The organism is Blautia caccae (assembly GCF_040095955.1).
Lineage (GTDB): Bacteria > Bacillota > Clostridia > Lachnospirales > Lachnospiraceae > Blautia > Blautia celeris.
In genome coordinates this window covers 71,538-89,924 of record NZ_JBBMFP010000018.1, presented here as the reverse complement: position 1 = coordinate 89,924, position 18,387 = coordinate 71,538, and the positions used below count along the sequence as shown (strand labels likewise).

Below are 18,387 nucleotides of genomic sequence, written 5' to 3'. Positions count from 1 at the left end.
CTATGATGAAGCAGCGGACAAAAAATATAATCGATACCATAATAGCAGTTGTAATAGCGGCAATATTTCTTTTTCCCATGTATTGGATCATTATCAGTTCCCTGAAATCCGATACTGAGATTTTTGCGCAGGTGCAGACATGGTTTCCAAGGGAGATCCATTGGGAGAATTACATAGACCAGTTCCAGAATAAATCCAATACAGCTAACATTTTCGTCCAGTTTAAGAATAGCTGGATCATAGCCATAGGTTCCATGGTTCTCTCACTTGTCCTGTCTATTCCCGCCGGATATGGACTGTCAAGATTTAAGATTCCGGGGAAGAAACCGATTCTGATGATCTTTCTGACAACACAGATGCTTCCCTGTTCCCTGGTGCTGACGCCTCTGTTCCTGATCTATAACAAAGCGGGACTTTTGAATACATATCTTGCGCCTATCCTGGCTACAGCTACAATATCCATTCCATTTGTGATCATGGTGCTCAGGCCTATTTTCATGGAATGCCCCAAGGAGATAGAGGAGGCGGCAAGAATTGACGGGTGTAATTACTTTACGGCATTTCTCAGAGTTACACTGCCGATATGTAAGAGCGGTATCATAACGGCTGCGGCATTTTCTTTTATTTTTGCATGGAATGATTTGGTTTATTCCATAACCTTTAACAACAAAGGCGATCTGCTTCCCATGACATCCGGGATCTATCAGTTTCTCGATGCATACGGAACAAAATGGAATATGATCATGGCATATGGTGTGATCATTGTGCTGCCAATCGTGGTGTTGTTTGTATGCCTGCAGAAGTATATTGTGGGTGGACTCGTGGGCGGTGCCGTGAAGGGCTGATCGTTCAGGTGATTTTTGGAAAGGAGAGACACATCGGATGAAAGGTATTGTAAAAGGTGAACAGGAGCGCTTAAGCTGGCGGTATGATGATGAACTGCTGTACATTGAGGCATGGGGCAGGGACAGCCTGCGGGTCAGAAGTACACATTTGGAGAAAATGCCGGAAAAGGACTGGGCTTTGGAACCACAGGGTGAAGTGAAGCCCATCATTAAAATCTCAGAGGATTCTGCCAGTATAACAAATGGTAAAATATGCGCAAGAATCAATACATACGGTTATATTACTTTCTATAATGAGAAGAACGAGGAAATTCTGAAGGAACGCTGGGAAACCAGGGAGGTTCCGGTGGATATGATGGCTACGGAGAATTATGCACGCGTCCTGAAAGAGTGGGGCGGCACCGTACCGAAGGCGGTTATGACTTTTGAGTCAAATAAAAACGAAAAAATTTACGGCATGGGCCAATATCAGATGGAATATCTGGACTTAAAGGGATGTGAGCTTGAACTCTGCCATAAAAATTCTCAGACAAGCATTCCTTTTTACATTTCAAATAAAGGGTATGGCTTTTTATGGAACAATCCGGCAGTGGGAACTGTTAATTTCGCGAAGAACCTGACACGATGGACAGCAGAGGCGTCCTGCATAATTGATTATTGGATTACGGCAGGGGAGACACCAGCCGAAATTTTGGAAAATTATACGGCAGTTTCAGGGCGGCCGGGGGAATTTCCGAAGTGGGCGTCCGGCTTCTGGCAGAGTAAGCTGCGGTATCACAACCAGGAGGAGGTACTTGAAACTGCCAGGGAATATAAGAGAAGAGGACTTCCCTTATCTGTGATAGTTATAGATTTTTTTCACTGGAAACATCAGGGGGACTGGTCATTTGACCCGGAATATTTTCCTGATCCACAAGCTATGGTGGATGAGCTGAAAGAGATGGGCGTTGAACTCATGGTATCTGTATGGCCTACAGTGGAGCCGTACAGTGAGAATTATGCCAGGCTGAAACAATTGGGATTTTTGACCAGGGCGGACCGGGGGGTGAGGACACAGTATCATTGTCTGGGCGCTCAGGTATTTTTTGATCCAACAACACAGGGAGCAAGGGAGTTTTTATATGAAAAGCTGAAAGAGAACTATGGGAAATACGGTATCCGCATTTTCTGGCTGGATGAGGCAGAACCGGAATATCAGCAGTTTGATTATGATATTTACCGTTACCAGGCTGGCTCTGCCAGAGAAATCGGCGGCATATATCCGCTTTGTTACAGTCAGGCCATTTATGACGGAATGAAAAAAGACGGGATTGAAGACCCCATGAATCTTACTCGAAGTGCATGGGCAGGCAGCCAGAAATTCGGGACGCTTTTGTGGTCCGGTGATATATATTCCAGTTTCCGTTCCTTCCGTATGCAGATTCGGGCGGGGTTAAATGCCGGTATGGCCGGAATTGCATGGTGGACAAGTGATATCGGCGGTTTCTGGGGCGGAGATCCGGAGAGTGAAGAATTCCGTGAACTTCTTGTCAGATGGTTCCAGTTTGGCGTGTTCAGTCCAATATGCCGGCTTCACGGTCATCGCCGCCCCTCAGGAACCCTGCCGGAAGTTGTGGACAGCGGGATGTTCGACTTTAATACCTGCGGACCAAATGAGGTATGGAGTTACGGAGAGAAAAATTATGGGATTCTAAAAGAGCTGTTGATGCTGCGGGAGAGAATGCGTCCCTATGTGGAGGAAACAGCAGCCGAGGCCTCCGAAACAGGACTGCCCATGCTCAGAACCCTGTTCTTTAACTATCCGGAAGATGAAAACTGCTGGGAGACTGAAGATGAAATTATGTTGGGAAGGGATCTTCTGGCAGCACCGGTCACGTATCCGGGGATGACTTCCAGAGAGGTATATCTGCCAAAAGGAGACAGATGGATCGATTATTATAATGGGAAAGTGTATGAAGGCGGGCAGACATTGATGTACCCTACACCTCTGGAAGTGATACCGTTTTTTATCAGAGAGGGATCCGGGCAGTATGAGAAAATCAGGGGACAGGCAGAGGGAGGCTTATGCGGATGGAAAAATTAGATTCGCCAAAGCTGTCAGATGTGAAGATAGAGGACAGATTTTGGAGCAGATATATTAAACTGGTGCGGGAGAAGATGCTGCCGTATCAATGGGAAGTATTGAATGACAGGGTAAACGATGCGGCGAAAAGCCACTGTATTGAGAACTTTAAAATTGCAGCAAAGGAGAGTACAGGAAAGTATTACGGAATGGTTTTCCAGGATACGGATGTGGCAAAATGGCTGGAAGCCCTGGCCTACAGCCTGGAAGGGGAGAAGAACGGCGAACTGGAAAAAGAGGCTGATGAAGTTATAGATTTGATCGGAAGGGCCCAGCAGCAGGACGGATATCTGGACACATATTATACCATTCAGGAGCCTTTGGGAAGATGGAGCAATTTAAGGGAAGGACATGAATTATATACTGCCGGGCATATGATCGAGGCTGCAGCGGCATATTATCAGGCTACGGGGAAGGACAGTTTTTTAAAGATCGTATGCAGACTGGCAGACTGTATCTGCGATACCTTTGGCCCGGATGAAGGAAAGATCCACGGATGTCCCGGGCATCCTGAGGTCGAGCTGGCACTTGTTAAGCTTTACCGTCTGACAAAAGATGAAAAGTATCTGAATATGGCAAAGTATTTCCTGGATATCAGGGGCAGTCAGAGTCCCAGCCACTTTGAGGAAGAGCAGAAGATGGACGGGTTCCATCACATTTTTCCTGAGTTTGAGCATCTGGGATATAATAATATACAGGCGCATAAGCCGATACGGAAGCAGAAGAAGGCGGACGGACATGCGGTCAGGGCTTTATATTTGTATTCAGCTATGGCTGATGTGGGATACGAATGCAGAGATGAGTCTTTATTGGATGCCTGCAGAATACTATTTGATAATATTACCGGCGCGCAGATGTTTATCACCGGCAGTGTAGGGGCAGCGGCTGACGGGGAATGTTTTACCTGTGATTATGACCTTCCTAACAATTATAACTATTCGGAGACGTGTGCTTCTGTAGCACTTGCCATGTTCTCACTGAGAATGTTCCAGGTAGAGAGAGACGGAAAATACATGGATATCGCCGAGAGGGCGCTTTATAATACAGTTCTTGGCGGTATGTCGTTAAACGGGACAGAATTTTTTTACGTGAATCCTCTGGAAGTGGTACCGGAACAGTTAAAGGCAAACAGAACCCTTCATCATGTACTTCCCTCCCGGAGAAAGTGGCTTGGTGTTGCCTGCTGCCCTCCGAATATTGCCCGTACACTTACCGGCCTTGGGAATTATATTTATTCTGAAAATGAGGATACTCTGTTTGTCAATCTTTTTATCGCCGGAAAGTGCTCAGTAAAATTAAAGGAAGGCACCATATCTGTGTCTGTCCAGACAGATTATCCCTATGACGGCAAGGTGAAAATAACAGTGGAAAACCATGAAGGAATTCCGTTTTCCCTGGCAGTACGCGAGCCTGGATGGACAAAAGTAGAGCAGATGGTCAGTAAGAGCGGAAAAGAAGTTTCAGTCAGACGGGAGAAGGGATATCTGTATACTGAAAAAACAGTTTGGGAGAGCCATGCAGAGTTTATTTTTGAGATACCTTTAAAACCTGTCCTGATGTGTGCCCATCCCCGCGTTGCTTCGGATGCAGGGAAGGCGGCAATCGTACGGGGACCTTTGGTGTATTGTCTGGAGGAAGCCGATAACGGAAAAAATCTGGGAGCTGTCGTACTGGATGCCGGCGGCAGTATAGAACCGGTATTTCAGGAGGATTTACTGGGAGGGACTACCGCTGTTTTAGCGGATGCCTGGCGTGTTAGTGAAAAGGGATGGGAAGGGAAATTATATCAGCCTGTGACGGAACGATTGGAGAAATGCAGGGTTAAGGCTGTGCCGTACTGTATGTGGAATAACAGGGGGGAGGGGGAAATGCGTGTGTGGCTGCGGGTACGTGAGTGACAAACCTCAAAGCCGGATGTGAGTATGTGCATTGAAAAAAGGATGGCGGACACCTATAGGGTATCTGTCATCTTTTTGTTACTGTTCACGGCCAATGTTCCGGGAGGTGTTTTGCGAAGCAAAATCCCGAGGCAGCCAGCGCGATATGGAGCGGAATGCTCCATATCTGTGCATCGCGAAGCGTGTTGCTGGGCACGCAGTGAACAGTAACATCCTTTTTACATCCATGAATAATAAGAAAAGGATATTATTGAAAGTTGAAAATTCAACTGATAAAATGTTATACTAATTGATACATGATAATCGTTATGACTTTTCAACATCAAAAAGGATAAGGTGATAAAAAAATGTACATCGCAGATTTACACATCCATTCCCGCTATTCCCGCGCCACCAGCAGGGACTGCACACCGGAATATCTGGATCTCTGGGCGCGCAGAAAGGGGATTCAGATAGTCGGCACAGGTGACTTCACACATCCTGCCTGGAGGGAGGAACTTCAGGAAAAGCTGGAACCGGCGGAGGATGGGCTGTATGTGCTGAAGGAAGAATACAGAATACAGGATTCCACAGCGGCCGCAGCTATGCAGCCGCGTTTTGTCATTACAGGGGAAATCAGCTCCATTTATAAGAAAAAGGATAAAGTCCGTAAAGTACACAGTCTGATTCTCCTGCCGGGACTGGAGGAGGCGGAAATTATATCCAAAAAGCTGGAAAGCATCGGCAATATCCATTCCGACGGACGTCCCATATTGGGATTAGACTGCAGGGACCTGCTGGAAATACTGTTGGAGCTGTGTCCAAATGCCGTCTATGTGCCGGCGCATATCTGGACACCTCATTTTTCTTTATTCGGGGCTTTTTCTGGTTTCGATACAGTGGAGGAATGCTTTGATGATTTATCACCATACATTCGGGCCATGGAGACAGGACTTTCCTCAGATCCGCCTATGAACTGGAGGATATCTGCCCTTGATAAATACCAGCTTATATCAAATTCCGACGCGCATTCTCCTGCAAAGCTGGGCAGGGAGGCCAATCTGCTGGACATAGAACTTTCCTATGAGGGGTTAAAAAATGCCATTCAGGAAGGAATCGGATTGGCAGGAACCATAGAGTTTTTCCCGGAAGAAGGAAAATATCACTTTGACGGACACAGAAAATGCCATCTCTGTTTAAGTCCGGCGGAGGCTGAGAAATACAACGGTAAATGCCCTGTCTGCGGAAGGAAACTCACGATCGGAGTGTCTCACAGAGTGGAACAGTTAGCTGACCGCCCGGAAGGCTTTCTAAGAGCCGATGCGAAAGCCTTTGAAAGCCTTGTACCGCTGCCGGAAGTTATCGGCGCTTCTGTGGGCTATTCCTCGGCAAGCAGAAAAGTTGTAAGACAGTATGAGGAAATGCTCCGGAAACTGGGACCTGAATTTGAAATACTGCGGGTAATGCCGCTGGAGGAGATCAGAAACGTTTCCGGGCATTTGATCACTGAGGGAATCCAGAGGCTGCGGGAAGGAAAAGTGGAGAGAGTCCCCGGTTTTGACGGAGAGTATGGCACCATAAAATTATTCGAGCAGACAGAAATAGAAAACCTGGATGGACAGTTGAGCCTTTTTGACAACACGGGCAGCATCCAGAATACGAATAAAATATCAGGCAATACAGGAACTGTACAGAGAAATAGACAGCCAGATGATGTACAGGAAAACCCCCTTCCCCCTCTACCTGCTCCGCAGGCGCTGAACCCCAGGCAGCAGCAGGCCGTCCAGTCCATAGACCGGGCAGTGGCAGTCATAGCAGGTCCGGGTACCGGGAAGACTAAGACACTCATATCCCGCATCCTCTATCTTCTGGAAACCAGAAAGGTAAAGCCCTCGGAGATAACCGCAGTGACGTTCACGAATAAAGCCGCCGCCGAGATGCAGGAGCGACTGAAGCAGCAGCTGGGAAAAGGCAGATCAGCCAGGCTGATCCAGGTAGGAACTTTCCACTCCATCTGCCTTGATCTGCTGAAAAAACAAGGTATGCAGTTTACCCTTGCCGACGAGACGGAAACCCTGGATATCGCTGCAGATATAGTAAAGAGCAGGAATCTGGGAATAAAGCCCAGACAGTTCCTCCAGAAAGTATCCCGGATTAAAACAAACAGTGATGTGTTCTCAGACCTTTCAGACGACAGGAGTGAAGAGAAAGCTCCGTCAGACCATACACCGTTCACCGCCCTTGGCATAACAGAATCCGAATATGCCGCGTACATTGAATATTGTCAGATATTAAGATCCCTGCATATCCTTGACTTTGACGACCTGCTTACGGAAACTCTGAACCTCATAAAATCTGATCCAACCATTCCGGCACAGTGTTTCAGTTACCTACACGTGGACGAATTTCAGGATATCAGCCCAATCCAGTACCGGCTGATCATGGAGTGGACAAAGCAGGGCAGAGAGCTTTTTGTCATCGGTGATCCGGACCAGTCCATTTACGGCTTCCGCGGCTCGGATGCCAAATGTTTTGAACATTTAAAAAATGATTTTACAGACATGAGCATCATCCGCCTGACCGAAAATTACCGCTCAACACCTCAGGTGATATCCGGCGCGGTCAAGGTTATTTCCCAAAATCCCGGCATGGAGAGGGTTATCCATCCCAACCGGCCGGACAGCACACCTGTCCGCCTCGTTACAGCCGGAAGTGAGATGGGGGAGGCTGTCTTTACCGCCAAAGAGATCAACCGCCTGATCGGCGGAATTGATATGCTGGATGTGCAGCAAACACAGGAAACGCAGAAAACGCATACAGAGCACAAGACAAGAAGCTTTGCCGATATTGCAGTTTTGTACCGAACACACCGCCAGGCTGAACTTTTAGAAAAATGTCTGCAGAGGGAAGGCATTCCATATGTGATCGCCGGACGCGAGGATTTTCTTGCGGAAAAGACCGTCCGGGGATGTCTCTGTTTTTTCCGCTGTCTGACAGATCAGACAGACACAGTGAACAGAGATATTTGCCTGAAATTACTGTGGGACCTGGAACCCAACCGGATAAGCGGCAGTATTTTTGAAACCATGCAGGAAAAATATATTCCATTCCTGAAAAAAGGAAAACCCCAGAAAGTCCTGGCACAATGGATAGAAGATATGAATCTTACAGATGATATAGCTGTAAATAAGCTTCTTGGAATGGCCGTATTCTATAAATCCATGCAGGAATTCATGGATGCCGTCAGTCTTGGCGTGGAAAGTGATCTGAAACGCTGCGGCGGCAGGCAGTATACCGCCGACTGTGTCACACTCATGACACTCCACGGCTCAAAAGGCCTGGAATTTCCGGTGACGATCATCTATGGCGTCAGAAAAGGCGCTATACCCTTTGAGAGGGAATCCCATCCAAAGAAAGAAAACAGCTCTGGTATCCGGGAGACTTTCATCACGGACATAGAGGAAGAACGCCGGCTCTTCTACGTGGGAATGACCAGAGCAAAAGAGGAACTGATACTCACCACGTCCGGTGATTCCTCTGTCTTTCTGGAGGATCTGCCGGAGGAATCGCTGCTCAGGGAAAGCGCTGATAAAAGAAAGCAAAACGATGGGGGAGAGCAGTTAAACCTTTTCGACTTCCTGTAAAAGAAGCAGACTGAGAGGAAAAAGAATGGCACAAAAGAATTTAAAACATCTTACGCTCCTGCATTCCAATGACATGCACGGCGATTTTCTGGCAGAAGAAATTGATAATGAGCTGGTGGGAGGTGTCTCCCTGCTTTCGGGTTATGTAAACCAGGTCAGGAGAGATACCCCCAATACCCTTTACATGATCGCAGGGGACATGTTCAGAGGCTCTCTTATAGATACGGAATTCAAGGGAATCTCCACCATAGAGATTATGAATGTCCTGGGGCCTGATATTGTCTCCCTGGGGAACCACGAACTGGATTACGGCATTGCACATCTGCTCTTTTTGGAGCGCTGCTGCAAATTCCCCATTGTAAACGCCAATATCTACATCAGACCCACAGGCATGCGTCTGTTTCAGTCCCACAGGATTCTTCACGTGGACGGCATGAAGATCCTCGTCATGGGGCTTTTGACGGAAGATATCATGAGCAAGGCAAAATCAGACATGCTTCTGGGGACTTTCGTGGATCTGTCCGACGCAGCCAGGGAAGTGGGAATTATCTGCAACAGCTATAAAAATGTGGACATTGACTTTACCATTCTTCTGACACACATCGGATTTGCAGAGGATTTAAAGCTTGCCGAACAGCTTGACCCCAAATGGGGAGTGGATGTTATCATCGGCGGCCACAGCCACACCTATCTGGATGAACCGGCAGAGGTGAACAATATCCTCATTGTACAGGCCGGAATCGGAACAGACCAGATTGGCCGCTTCGAGATAGAGGTGAACACAGATACCAATTCTGTGGACAGCTATACCTGGGAGACAGTCCCCATCGATGACGCACACTGTGAGAAAAATGAAGAACTGGAACACCTCATCTATGATTTTAAGAGAGTGACAGATGAAAAATATGGGGCGATCCTCACCAGCATGGTGAGAAAGGCGACACATCCCAGCCGCTATCAGTCAACAAGCGCAGGCAATCTGTTCTGCGATGCATTGAAAATGCAGTTCGAACTGGATATTGTCATGCTTGGCTCCGGAAGCCTGCGTGCGGAGGAAATCGGGCCGATCATCACCGTAGGGGATCTGCTCAACATGTATCCCTATGACGAGACCCTGGTACGCATTGAACTGACGGGAAAAGAACTGAAAAATGGAATTCTTCACGCTATGAAAAAAAGTGTCAGCGTGGATGGCAGTGATTCGGAATATTACCAGTTCAGCAAAGGCGTCCGCATGGTCTATTCCACAGGCCGGCAGGTGCTGACGGATGCAGTGTTTAACGGAGAGGAGATTCGGGACCAGGACGTATTTGCAGTGGGCCTGGAATTGTTCCATTACAATAACATTGACAGCTTTCTGGGGCTTGACCGGGAGATCATCGAACAGCGGAAACCATCCCGGACCGTAACGGGAAATATCCGCACAGCCATTGAGGAATACTTCAGGGAACACAACGCGCTGCGCCCTGTATATGAAAAAAGAACCATAACAACAGATTGAGAAAGGGAGACTATAAAATGCAGATAATCATAAGAAACGCACGGCCGGGGGAGGGAGAAACCCTGGCTCTCATTGAGGCGGCCTGCTTTCCGGCAGCGGAAGCAGCCAGCGCGGAGGCCATAAAAGAGCGCCTGAACGCATTTCCGGAGAAGTTTTTTGTAGCGGAAACAGAGGGAAAAGCAGTGGGATTTGTAAACGGAGGCGTGACAGACGAACCGCATCTGCCGGATGAAATGTATCACGATATAAGTTTACATAATCCAGACGGTGCCTACCAGACCGTATTCGGACTGAATGTTCTGCCTCAGTACAGAAGACAGGGAATCGCGGAAATGCTCATGAAAGCCCTAATCCAGTCTGCCCGGCAGGAGGGGAAAAAGGGAATGATCCTTACCTGTAAGGACCATATGATCCATTATTACGAAAAGTTTGGCTTTGTCTGCCACGGCAGAGCGGATTCCTGCCATGGCAATGCAGTCTGGAATGATATGCGGCTGATTTTTTGACAAGACTAAGCACGCTCAAACCCATGTATCCAGTCTGCTTTCTTATAATACAGCACAAATACCACGGAGCTTAAAAACCACGTCAGAGGATAAGCCCAGAAGATCACATTGATGGACGGTATGTATTTAACGATCACAGATATGTATGACACACGCACAATGCACCAGAACACCAGCATGACCAGCATAGGCACAGAGGCCCGTCCGGAACCGCGCAGGATAGCCGCAATGCAGTGGGAGAGCGCAAGAAGGAAGTAAAACAAAGTGACAGTCCGCGCCTGGGCGGTTCCGAACCGGATCACATGGGCTTCATTGTTGAAGGCGGCAATGAGAACCGGGGCAAAGGTATAGATGAGCACCCCGATGGCCTCGGCGATCAGCATGGAGCAGAGCAGGCCGAACCTGGCCCCCTTTTTTGCCCTGTCATATTCCTTTGCCCCGAGATTCTGGCTGACAAATGTGGTCAGCGCCAGGGTAAAGCAGTTGATAGGCAGGAAGACAAACCCCTCAATCTTGGAGTAAGCGCCGCACCCGGCCACTGCCATTTTTCCGAAGGCATTGATGTTAGTCTGGACGATTACGTTGGCGAAGGCAATGATAGAATTTTGAAATCCGGCCGGAAGCCCATTTTTGATAATACGGCTGAACATGGTTCTGTCGAATCGTATCTTATTTATGTAAACCCGATAGTCCTCCGGGCAGCGTCTGAGCTTTCCGAAACACAGCACAGCGCTTAAAAACTGGGAGATGATCGTGGCAAGAGCAGCGGAGCCTACCCCCATGTGCAGGATAAGGATAAAAAATAAATCCAGCACGACATTTACCACAGAGGAGATGATCAGGTAAACCAGCGGGTGCCTGCTGTCTCCCACAGACTGCAGGATTCCCACGAACACATTGTACATAACAAACCCCAGGGAACCGGCAAAATAGATGCGGAAATATGTGGTGGACTGGGGAAGTACATCCGCGGGTGTTCCCATCCAGATCAGGATCTGAGGGGCCAGCACAACTCCCGCAAGAGTGAGCACAGCGCTTGCGGCAAGGCCGAGGGCTATGGTGGTGTGGATAGCTTTTTGAAGGCTTTCAATATTTCTGGCGCCGTAATATCTGGCAATCACCACGCCGGCGCCCATGGCAATGCCGTTGAAGAAGCCCACCATGAGGAAAATGAGATTCCCCGAGGAGCTTACCGCGGCCAGTGCATTGCTGTCCAGAAAATTTCCCACGATCAGGGAGTCTGCAGTGTTGTAGAGCTGCTGAAAGAGATTCCCCAGAAAAAGCGGGAGAGCGAACAGTATGATTTTTTTCCATATGGGACCTGAGGTCATCAGGGTTTTGGATTCTGCTGTATTCATGATAAGATAACTCCATTTATATTCAGTAAGAAAGTAAGGCCCGATAAACGGCCCTTTCATTATTTTACTCCTCATGTGGAAAAAAGCAACCGGAAAAGCTATTGACAAACATACCGTTGGTATGTTAACGTAAAGATAATCCAATGAAAATATGGAGGTATATTATGGCACGGAATAAATATCCGGAAGAGACAGTGAATCTGATCCTGGAGACTGCAGGCCGTCTTTTTGTGGAGAAGGGATATGAGCGGACATCTATCCAGGATATCGTGGATAATCTGGGAGGACTCAGCAAAGGCGCTATTTACCACCACTTTAAGTCCAAGGAGGAAATCCTTTCGGCTGTGACAGACCGCATGACAGAGGAATCAGAGGTTTTGTTAAGCCGGATAAGAGATGATAAGACGCTCACAGGGAAGGAAAAGCTCAGGAAACTTTTCTATGAATCCCTCAACCGTCCGGAACAGAAGGATATGTTCCGTTCTGCACCGCGTCTCGGAGAGAATCCGCAGTTATTGGCCATGGTAATGCGGGAAACCATTGATATCACGGCACCTATTTATCTGACTCCGATTATGGAGCAGGGGATAAAGGACGGCACTATCCATACCAAGTATCCGAAAGAGTTGGGCGAAGTCCTGCTTCTGCTTGGAAATGTATGGCTGAATCCCATGACAATGGATTCCACACCGGAAGAGACATACAGGAAATGCCTGTGTTTTAAGGAAATCCTGGATGCCATGGGGCTTGATATTGTGGGAGAGGAAACTGTTGAGAAACTGCAGGAACTGACAGAGATTTATAATGACCATAAATGATTTTCGGCTGCCCGGCAGCATAGTCTGAACCGGCAGCCCATTTTTTTATCATTATACATACCTACGGTCGGTATTAAAAAGGAGAAAGACAATGGACGCAGTAATAGAAATCAGAGAAGTGTCAAAAAGCTTCCAGGGGCAGAGTGTGCTGGAGCGCTGTTCCCTGAATCTGCAAAAAGGAGAGATTTACGGTCTTCTGGGTGTCAATGGAGCAGGCAAGACCACACTGATGAAGATAACCGGAGGCTTTCAGCAGCCGGATGAAGGAGAGGCCCGGATAGACGGCAGGGACAGTTGGGAGCACAGGGAAAAGATCCGGAGCAGAATAGGTTCTCTGATCGAGACACCCATATTTTATGAACACCTGTCAGCCCGTGAGAATCTGGAGATCCATATGGCATATATGGGGCAGAACAGGGATATCACAGGCGCACTGGAACAGGTAGGGCTTTCCCGGACGGGCAGAAAGCCCGTGGCGAAATTCTCCATGGGAATGAAGCAGAGGCTGGGGATTGCAAGGGCCATGCTCCATAACCCGGACTGTCTGCTGCTGGATGAACCCATTAACGGCCTGGACCCTGTGGGGATACAGGAGGTGAGGGATATCCTGCTGGCCCTGGCAGAGAGAGGCACTGCAATCCTGATATCCAGCCATATTTTAAGCGAGATGGAACAGCTTGCACACAGAGTGGGAATCCTGGCACAGGGGAAAATCGTGGAAGAGTTCTCTCCCTCCATGATGAGAGCACAGTACGGAGAAGACTTTGAAAAGTATGTCATTGATATTATGAGGAGGAAACAGGTATGAAGCTGATCAAACTGGAATTAAAAAGAACGGATTTTAAGGGCTACCTTCTGGCAGCCGCGGGCATATCGGCCTTTTGTCTGATCATGGCCTTTGCCTTTCCCCTGATTCCCAAGATGGAAGAGAGAAGTGTGACCGGCGATGACGCGCTGCTGTTTGCCACGTGGAGAGGGCTGCTTCTTCCTGTCTCCGGTCTGATCATGTCCTGTTTTGCAGTCATGGGCGGAGCCATGGCAGCCAGATTGGTGGTGACAGAATATACCGGAAAGAACGCACTTCTGCTGTTCTCCTACCCGGTGAAAAGAAAAGCTATTTTGAAGGCGAAATGTATCCTTATGTGGGGATTTGTCTTCACAGCGACCTTCTTATGTGAGACGGTCTCCTTCCTAGTGGTGGGAGTCGCTGCCAATCTGTTTCATTTCGTTCCCGAGACCTTTGGTATGGCGGAAATGGGAAGAGTGCTGGCAGCCGGTGCGGTTCTGGGAGTGATGGCAGCATCCATCGGGCAGATTTCCATGCGGGTCGGATTTTGGAAGAAATCACTGGTGGCGTCCGTGGTGGCTGCTGTCATTTTGATCTGCCCTGTGACGAACCTTTTTATGCTGGGAGCCGAAAGCGGGATGTGGGTCATGGTGGGAATCATGGTCATCACTCTGGCAGGCGGCATCGGATGTTACACGGGACTTGCAAATAAAATAGAAAATATGGAGGTATAAATAATGAAGAAAAACGGGTTTTCCAGAGATTTTACACTGGTAGTCATCGGGCAGATCATCTCTCTGTTCGGCAATGCGGTAGTCAGATTTGCCCTGCCGCTCCATCTGCTGAATATTTCCCAGTCCCCTGCTTTATACGGTCTGGTGTCAGCGCTGGCGTTTCTGCCGCTGCTTATCATGTCGCCGCTGGGCGGTGTGATCGCGGACCGGGTGAATAAGAGGAACATAATGGTGGTTCTGGATTTTACCACGGCGGGTATCATTCTCCTGTTTCTTCTGCTTTCCCGGCAGGTGAACCTTGTGACTCTGATTCTTGTGACCCTGATTCTGCTGTTCAGTATATCCGGCCTCTATCAGCCGTCTGTACAGGCAAGTATGCCGTTCCTGGTGCCGGAGGAGAAGCTGGTGCAGGCAAATGCCATGATCAATACCGTGTCTTCCCTGGCCGGTCTGCTGGGACCTGTGCTGGGCGGCATTTTCTACAGTATGAAGGGGATTCATGTGGTGCTTGCAATCAGCATGGTCTGTTTTTTCCTCTCCGCTGTGATGGAGATCTTCATCAGAATCCCCTTTGTGAAAAGGGAGACAGACAGGGGCGCATTCCGCATTATCTTCGGAGACCTGAAGGAGAGTGTGCGTTTTATTGCCAAGAGCCAGAAAGTGATAGGCAAAGTTACGGTCATTATTGCGTTTGTAAACTTATTCATCTCGTCCCTGCTGATCATCGGGCTTCCGGTTCTCTGTACACAGGTGCTGGAATTTCGGGGGGCTGACCCGAATCAGATGTATGGATATCTGTCGGGGATCATGGCCTTCGGCGGCATAGCAGGGGGAATTTCTGCCGGTGTCCTTGGCAGCAGGATCAAGATCGGGGATACCTGGAAGCTCATTCTGGGGGTGGCCCTGCTCATGTTCCCTATGGGCGGAATCCTGTCTTCCGCGGTACCGGATATGGGTAAATATATGGTATTGGCAGCAGGCGCATTTCTGATGATGCTGTGTGCGACTCTGTTCACGGTGCAGACCATGTCCTTCATCCAGATAAAAACACCGGGACATTTGATCGGAAAGGTGATCTCCTGGGTCATGGCCATTGCCACCTGTTCTCAGCCTCTGGGCCAGGCCGTATACGGTGTGGTATTTGAACAGGCCAGGGGACAGGAATGGGCAATTTTCGCAGCAGCCGGTATCGCCAGTATAATCGTCAGTCTGTATCTGAGAAAAATATGGATCGCGGAAGGGATGCTGGACGGGGGAACAGAGGTCGTGTCCGGTGCATATAAATAAAGAAAAAAGCAGATTTCTCTATGTTCTATGTAAGATCCAATGACGGCACCAGAATTGCTGTCTATGAATGCAACAAGGGCTGTCCGAAAACCGTGTTTCTGGTTCACGGATGGCCCCTTTCACACAAGATTTATGAATATCAGATTGAACTGCTTACAAGGTGCGGGTATCATGTGGTGGCAGTTGATCTGAGAGGATTCGGCGAGTCTGACACACCGGCCTGTGGTTATGGGTATGACCAGATGGCAGCGGATATTTACCATGTGGTAAAATCCATGGGACTGAAAAAATTTATTCTCACAGGATTTTCCATGGGAGGGGCCATTGTGCTGCGCTATATGCGGCTGTTCTGCGGCTATGGCGTGGAGAAGCTGATTCTTCTGGCAGCGGCTGCACCGTCCTGGACACAGCGGGAGGGATATCCCTATGGTCTTACCAGGAAATATGTGGATAGCCTGATCTGTCTGGCTGAGACGGACAGACCGCAGCTTGCCTGTAACTTCAGCCATGAACAGCTTTTCGCTGCGCCTCACAGAGAACCGGTGAAACAATGGTTTCGGGATATAGTTCTCTCGGCATCCGGATTAGGTACTGTCAGAAGCGCAATGGCACTCAGGGATGAGGATGGGCGCTGTGACCTTCCCTGTGTCCATGTTCCCACATGGATCATCCACGGGGGAAAGGATGTGGTGGTATCCAATGACCTGGCCCGTATCCAGAAGGAGGGAATCCCCTGTTCCCGGCTGGTAACCCTTGAAAACAGCGGACACGGTATCATGTATGATGAGCTGGCCCTGTTTAACAGGATATTTTTGCGGGCAGTCAGAACCAATCCCCAGGAACGATAGAGAAACATTCGCATGGTTTTTAACCGCATGTCAGAAATGGCATGCGGTTTGTGTGTTTATATGCTATAATAGCTAAAAAAGCGTGAGGCCGCTTCCGAGGGCGGCGTACAGTTGAGGAAAGGGGAAATTTTGTGCAGAAAATTTTTACCAGGTACATCAGCTATGTTGTCGCTGTGGCTCTTCTGGCTATTTTAGTATTGAACTGGGGGCTGCAGGGGCGAAATGCCAGGAGCCAGATGGTACAGAACTCTACGCTCAAACTGGGACAGATATCGCAGACCATTGACAATAATGAGGTGGAGCTGCTGAACCTGAAGGAGAGCCTCAGTGAGGATTATTTGACAAGAGCCTATGCTTTCGCCTATATTATAGAACAGAATCCCAGTGTACTGGACAGCCAGCAGGAACTGGAGCGGATCGCGGAGCTGCTCAATGTGGATGAGCTTCATGTGATCGATGAAAACGGGATTCTCTTTGCAGGCAGTATTCCGAAATATTTCGGCATGGACTTCCATACCACGGACCAGACAGAAGAATTTCTCAGTATTTTAGATGATCCGAGTTCCTATCTGGTGCAGGATATAAGACCGAACGGCTACGAACAGAAGGTGTTCCAGTATATCGGTGTGGCGCGCCAGGATAAGAAGGGGATCGTACAGGTGGGAATGGCGCCGACCAGGATGCTGGAGGCCCAGAAGAGAAACCAGCTCGACTACATATTCTCCAGAGTTCCTGTGGATGCAGGGGGTGTGCTTTTTGCCATAGATAAGGAGAGTGGTGAAGTGCTGGCCCATTCTGATGAGAGTATGGCCGGCAGCAGTATGAAGAATCTGGGATTGACGGAGGAAGAGATCGCAGACTGCAGAGACGGCGGATTTATCCATCAGGAGGGGAAAAAGATATTTTGTGTCAGCCTGGAGAAGGATAACCTGATACTGGTTTCAGGTGAAAATGAGAAGGAGCTTTATGAGGAACGGAATACGCAGACGATCCTTACTTTTTGTTATCTGGTTCTGGTGTACCTGGTAACCATTCTGGTCATTAACCGTCTTCTGAAGCATCAGATCGTGGACGGGATACATACCATCATGGATGATCTGCATGATATTACAGACGGTGATCTGGATACTGTGGTGAAGGTGGACAGCAATCCGGAATTCAGGCAGCTCAGTCAGGGAATCAATAAAATGGTGCAGGGAATCCTGGATGCCACGGTCAAGATCTCAAAGGTCATTGACACGCTGGACCTGCCCATAGGTGTGTTTGAATTCAATGAGGACAGTGAAAAGGTAATGGCCACAGAACGTTTCCGGCTTGTGCTTGACTGGACAGAGGAGGAGATGAACCGGGCCTGCCGGGACAGGAATATCTTCCGAGTCATGCTGGAGAAGACTCTGAGGGCAGCTTTTGACAAGAGAGGCAGTGATTTTAAGATCAGGGAAAATCCCGAGAAGTGGGTCCGTATCTTTACCACCACGGAAAACGGAAGCACTTTTGGAATCATCTCAGATGTGACGGGAGAGGTACAGGAAAAGAAACGGCTGGAGCACGAGAGGGACTACGACTCCCTTACCGGACTATGCAATCTGGATACCTTCAGAAAAGAAGTGGAGAATATCCTTACGGGCCGTGACATTGGTGAGTGTGCCATGGTCATGATGGATCTTGACAGCTTCAAGGGAATCAATGACCATTTCGGACATGACTGGGGCGATGAATATCTGCGCGTCTGTGCAGGATTTTTGACAGAGTTCAACGGAGAAAAGGGAATCGCGGCCAGGCGTTCCGGGGATGAGTTCTGCCTCTTTCTGCATCACTATAAGACAAAGCAGGAGATTGCCAATGATATGGAGGAATTTTACAGCAGGCTGCAGCAGAACCCTGTGGTATTTCCGGATAAGAGCAGCAGAATGCTGGAGATATCTTCAGGTCTTGCCTGGTACGGCGGCGGTCTGAAGGAGTTCCAGACACTTTTAAAAGCAGCGGATTATGCCCTGTATGATGCAAAGAACAGCGGAAAGGGAATCATGAAACAGTATTCCCTGAACTGACATTAATCA

General features: G+C 48.6%; 13 protein-coding genes. 12 read left to right on the top strand and 1 reads right to left on the bottom strand.

Translation table 11 applies throughout. The annotated features are described in order from the left end of the window. Nucleotides 1-2 precede the first annotated feature (2 nt). The 6 genes from WMO65_RS18345 to WMO65_RS18320 all read left to right on the top strand — a co-directional run bounded on the left by WMO65_RS18345 (nt 3) and on the right by WMO65_RS18320 (nt 10,495). On the top strand, nt 3-845 hold the full coding sequence (locus WMO65_RS18345; protein WP_033139128.1) for a carbohydrate ABC transporter permease: 843 nt from the start codon (nt 3-5) through the stop codon (nt 843-845). A gap of 37 nt (nt 846-882) precedes the next feature. Further along, nucleotides 883-2,928 (top strand): glycoside hydrolase family 31 protein, encoded by a 2,046-nt coding sequence (locus tag WMO65_RS18340; RefSeq protein ID WP_148392497.1) that lies wholly within the window; start codon nt 883-885, stop codon nt 2,926-2,928. Then, nucleotides 2,916-4,865 (top strand): glycoside hydrolase family 127 protein, encoded by a 1,950-nt coding sequence (locus WMO65_RS18335; protein WP_306799881.1) that lies wholly within the window; start codon nt 2,916-2,918, stop codon nt 4,863-4,865. The genes WMO65_RS18340 and WMO65_RS18335 overlap by 13 nt, the downstream gene beginning before the upstream one ends. A gap of 347 nt (nt 4,866-5,212) precedes the next feature. After that, nucleotides 5,213-8,488 carry a UvrD-helicase domain-containing protein gene (locus WMO65_RS18330; protein WP_148392495.1) on the top strand — a complete coding sequence of 1,092 codons (3,276 nt, stop codon included), beginning with the start codon at nt 5,213-5,215 and terminating at the stop codon, nt 8,486-8,488. Nucleotides 8,489-8,513: 25 nt separating this feature from the next. After that, nucleotides 8,514-9,989 carry a bifunctional metallophosphatase/5'-nucleotidase gene (locus WMO65_RS18325; RefSeq protein WP_148392494.1) on the top strand — a complete coding sequence of 492 codons (1,476 nt, stop codon included), beginning with the start codon at nt 8,514-8,516 and terminating at the stop codon, nt 9,987-9,989. A 17-nt stretch (nt 9,990-10,006) separates the two neighbouring features. Then, nucleotides 10,007-10,495, top strand: coding sequence for a GNAT family N-acetyltransferase (locus WMO65_RS18320; RefSeq protein WP_118743382.1), 489 nt, complete (start codon nt 10,007-10,009; stop codon nt 10,493-10,495). A 5-nt stretch (nt 10,496-10,500) separates the two neighbouring features. Here WMO65_RS18320 and WMO65_RS18315 read toward each other — a convergent pair whose 3' ends face one another. Next, the gene (locus WMO65_RS18315) at nt 10,501-11,853 is read right to left on the bottom strand and encodes an MATE family efflux transporter (protein ID WP_033139179.1); all 1,353 of its coding nucleotides are present in this window, start codon (nt 11,851-11,853) and stop codon (nt 10,501-10,503) included. Nucleotides 11,854-12,017: 164 nt separating this feature from the next. On the opposite strand from WMO65_RS18315, the gene WMO65_RS18310 reads away from it, so the two are divergent. The 6 genes from WMO65_RS18310 to WMO65_RS18285 all read left to right on the top strand — a co-directional run bounded on the left by WMO65_RS18310 (nt 12,018) and on the right by WMO65_RS18285 (nt 18,378). Further along, nucleotides 12,018-12,671 carry a TetR/AcrR family transcriptional regulator gene (locus tag WMO65_RS18310; protein WP_148392493.1) on the top strand — a complete coding sequence of 218 codons (654 nt, stop codon included), beginning with the start codon at nt 12,018-12,020 and terminating at the stop codon, nt 12,669-12,671. A 91-nt stretch (nt 12,672-12,762) separates the two neighbouring features. Continuing rightward, the gene (locus tag WMO65_RS18305; RefSeq protein WP_148392492.1) at nt 12,763-13,479 is read left to right on the top strand and encodes an ABC transporter ATP-binding protein; all 717 of its coding nucleotides are present in this window, start codon (nt 12,763-12,765) and stop codon (nt 13,477-13,479) included. Beyond that, entirely contained in the window at nt 13,476-14,192 is a 717-nt protein-coding gene (locus WMO65_RS18300) for an ABC transporter permease (RefSeq protein ID WP_148392491.1), read from the top strand. Before WMO65_RS18305 ends, WMO65_RS18300 begins: the two co-directional genes overlap by 4 nt. 3 nt (nt 14,193-14,195) lie before the next feature. Then, complete coding sequence (locus tag WMO65_RS18295; protein ID WP_148392490.1) at nt 14,196-15,479, top strand: MFS transporter; 1,284 nt, start codon at nt 14,196-14,198, stop codon at nt 15,477-15,479. A gap of 20 nt (nt 15,480-15,499) precedes the next feature. Next, nucleotides 15,500-16,327, top strand: a complete 828-nt coding sequence (locus tag WMO65_RS18290) for an alpha/beta fold hydrolase (protein ID WP_148392489.1) — start codon at nt 15,500-15,502, stop codon at nt 16,325-16,327. A 131-nt stretch (nt 16,328-16,458) separates the two neighbouring features. Next, entirely contained in the window at nt 16,459-18,378 is a 1,920-nt protein-coding gene (locus tag WMO65_RS18285; RefSeq protein ID WP_118743388.1) for a sensor domain-containing diguanylate cyclase, read from the top strand. Nucleotides 18,379-18,387: the final 9 nt, after the last annotated feature.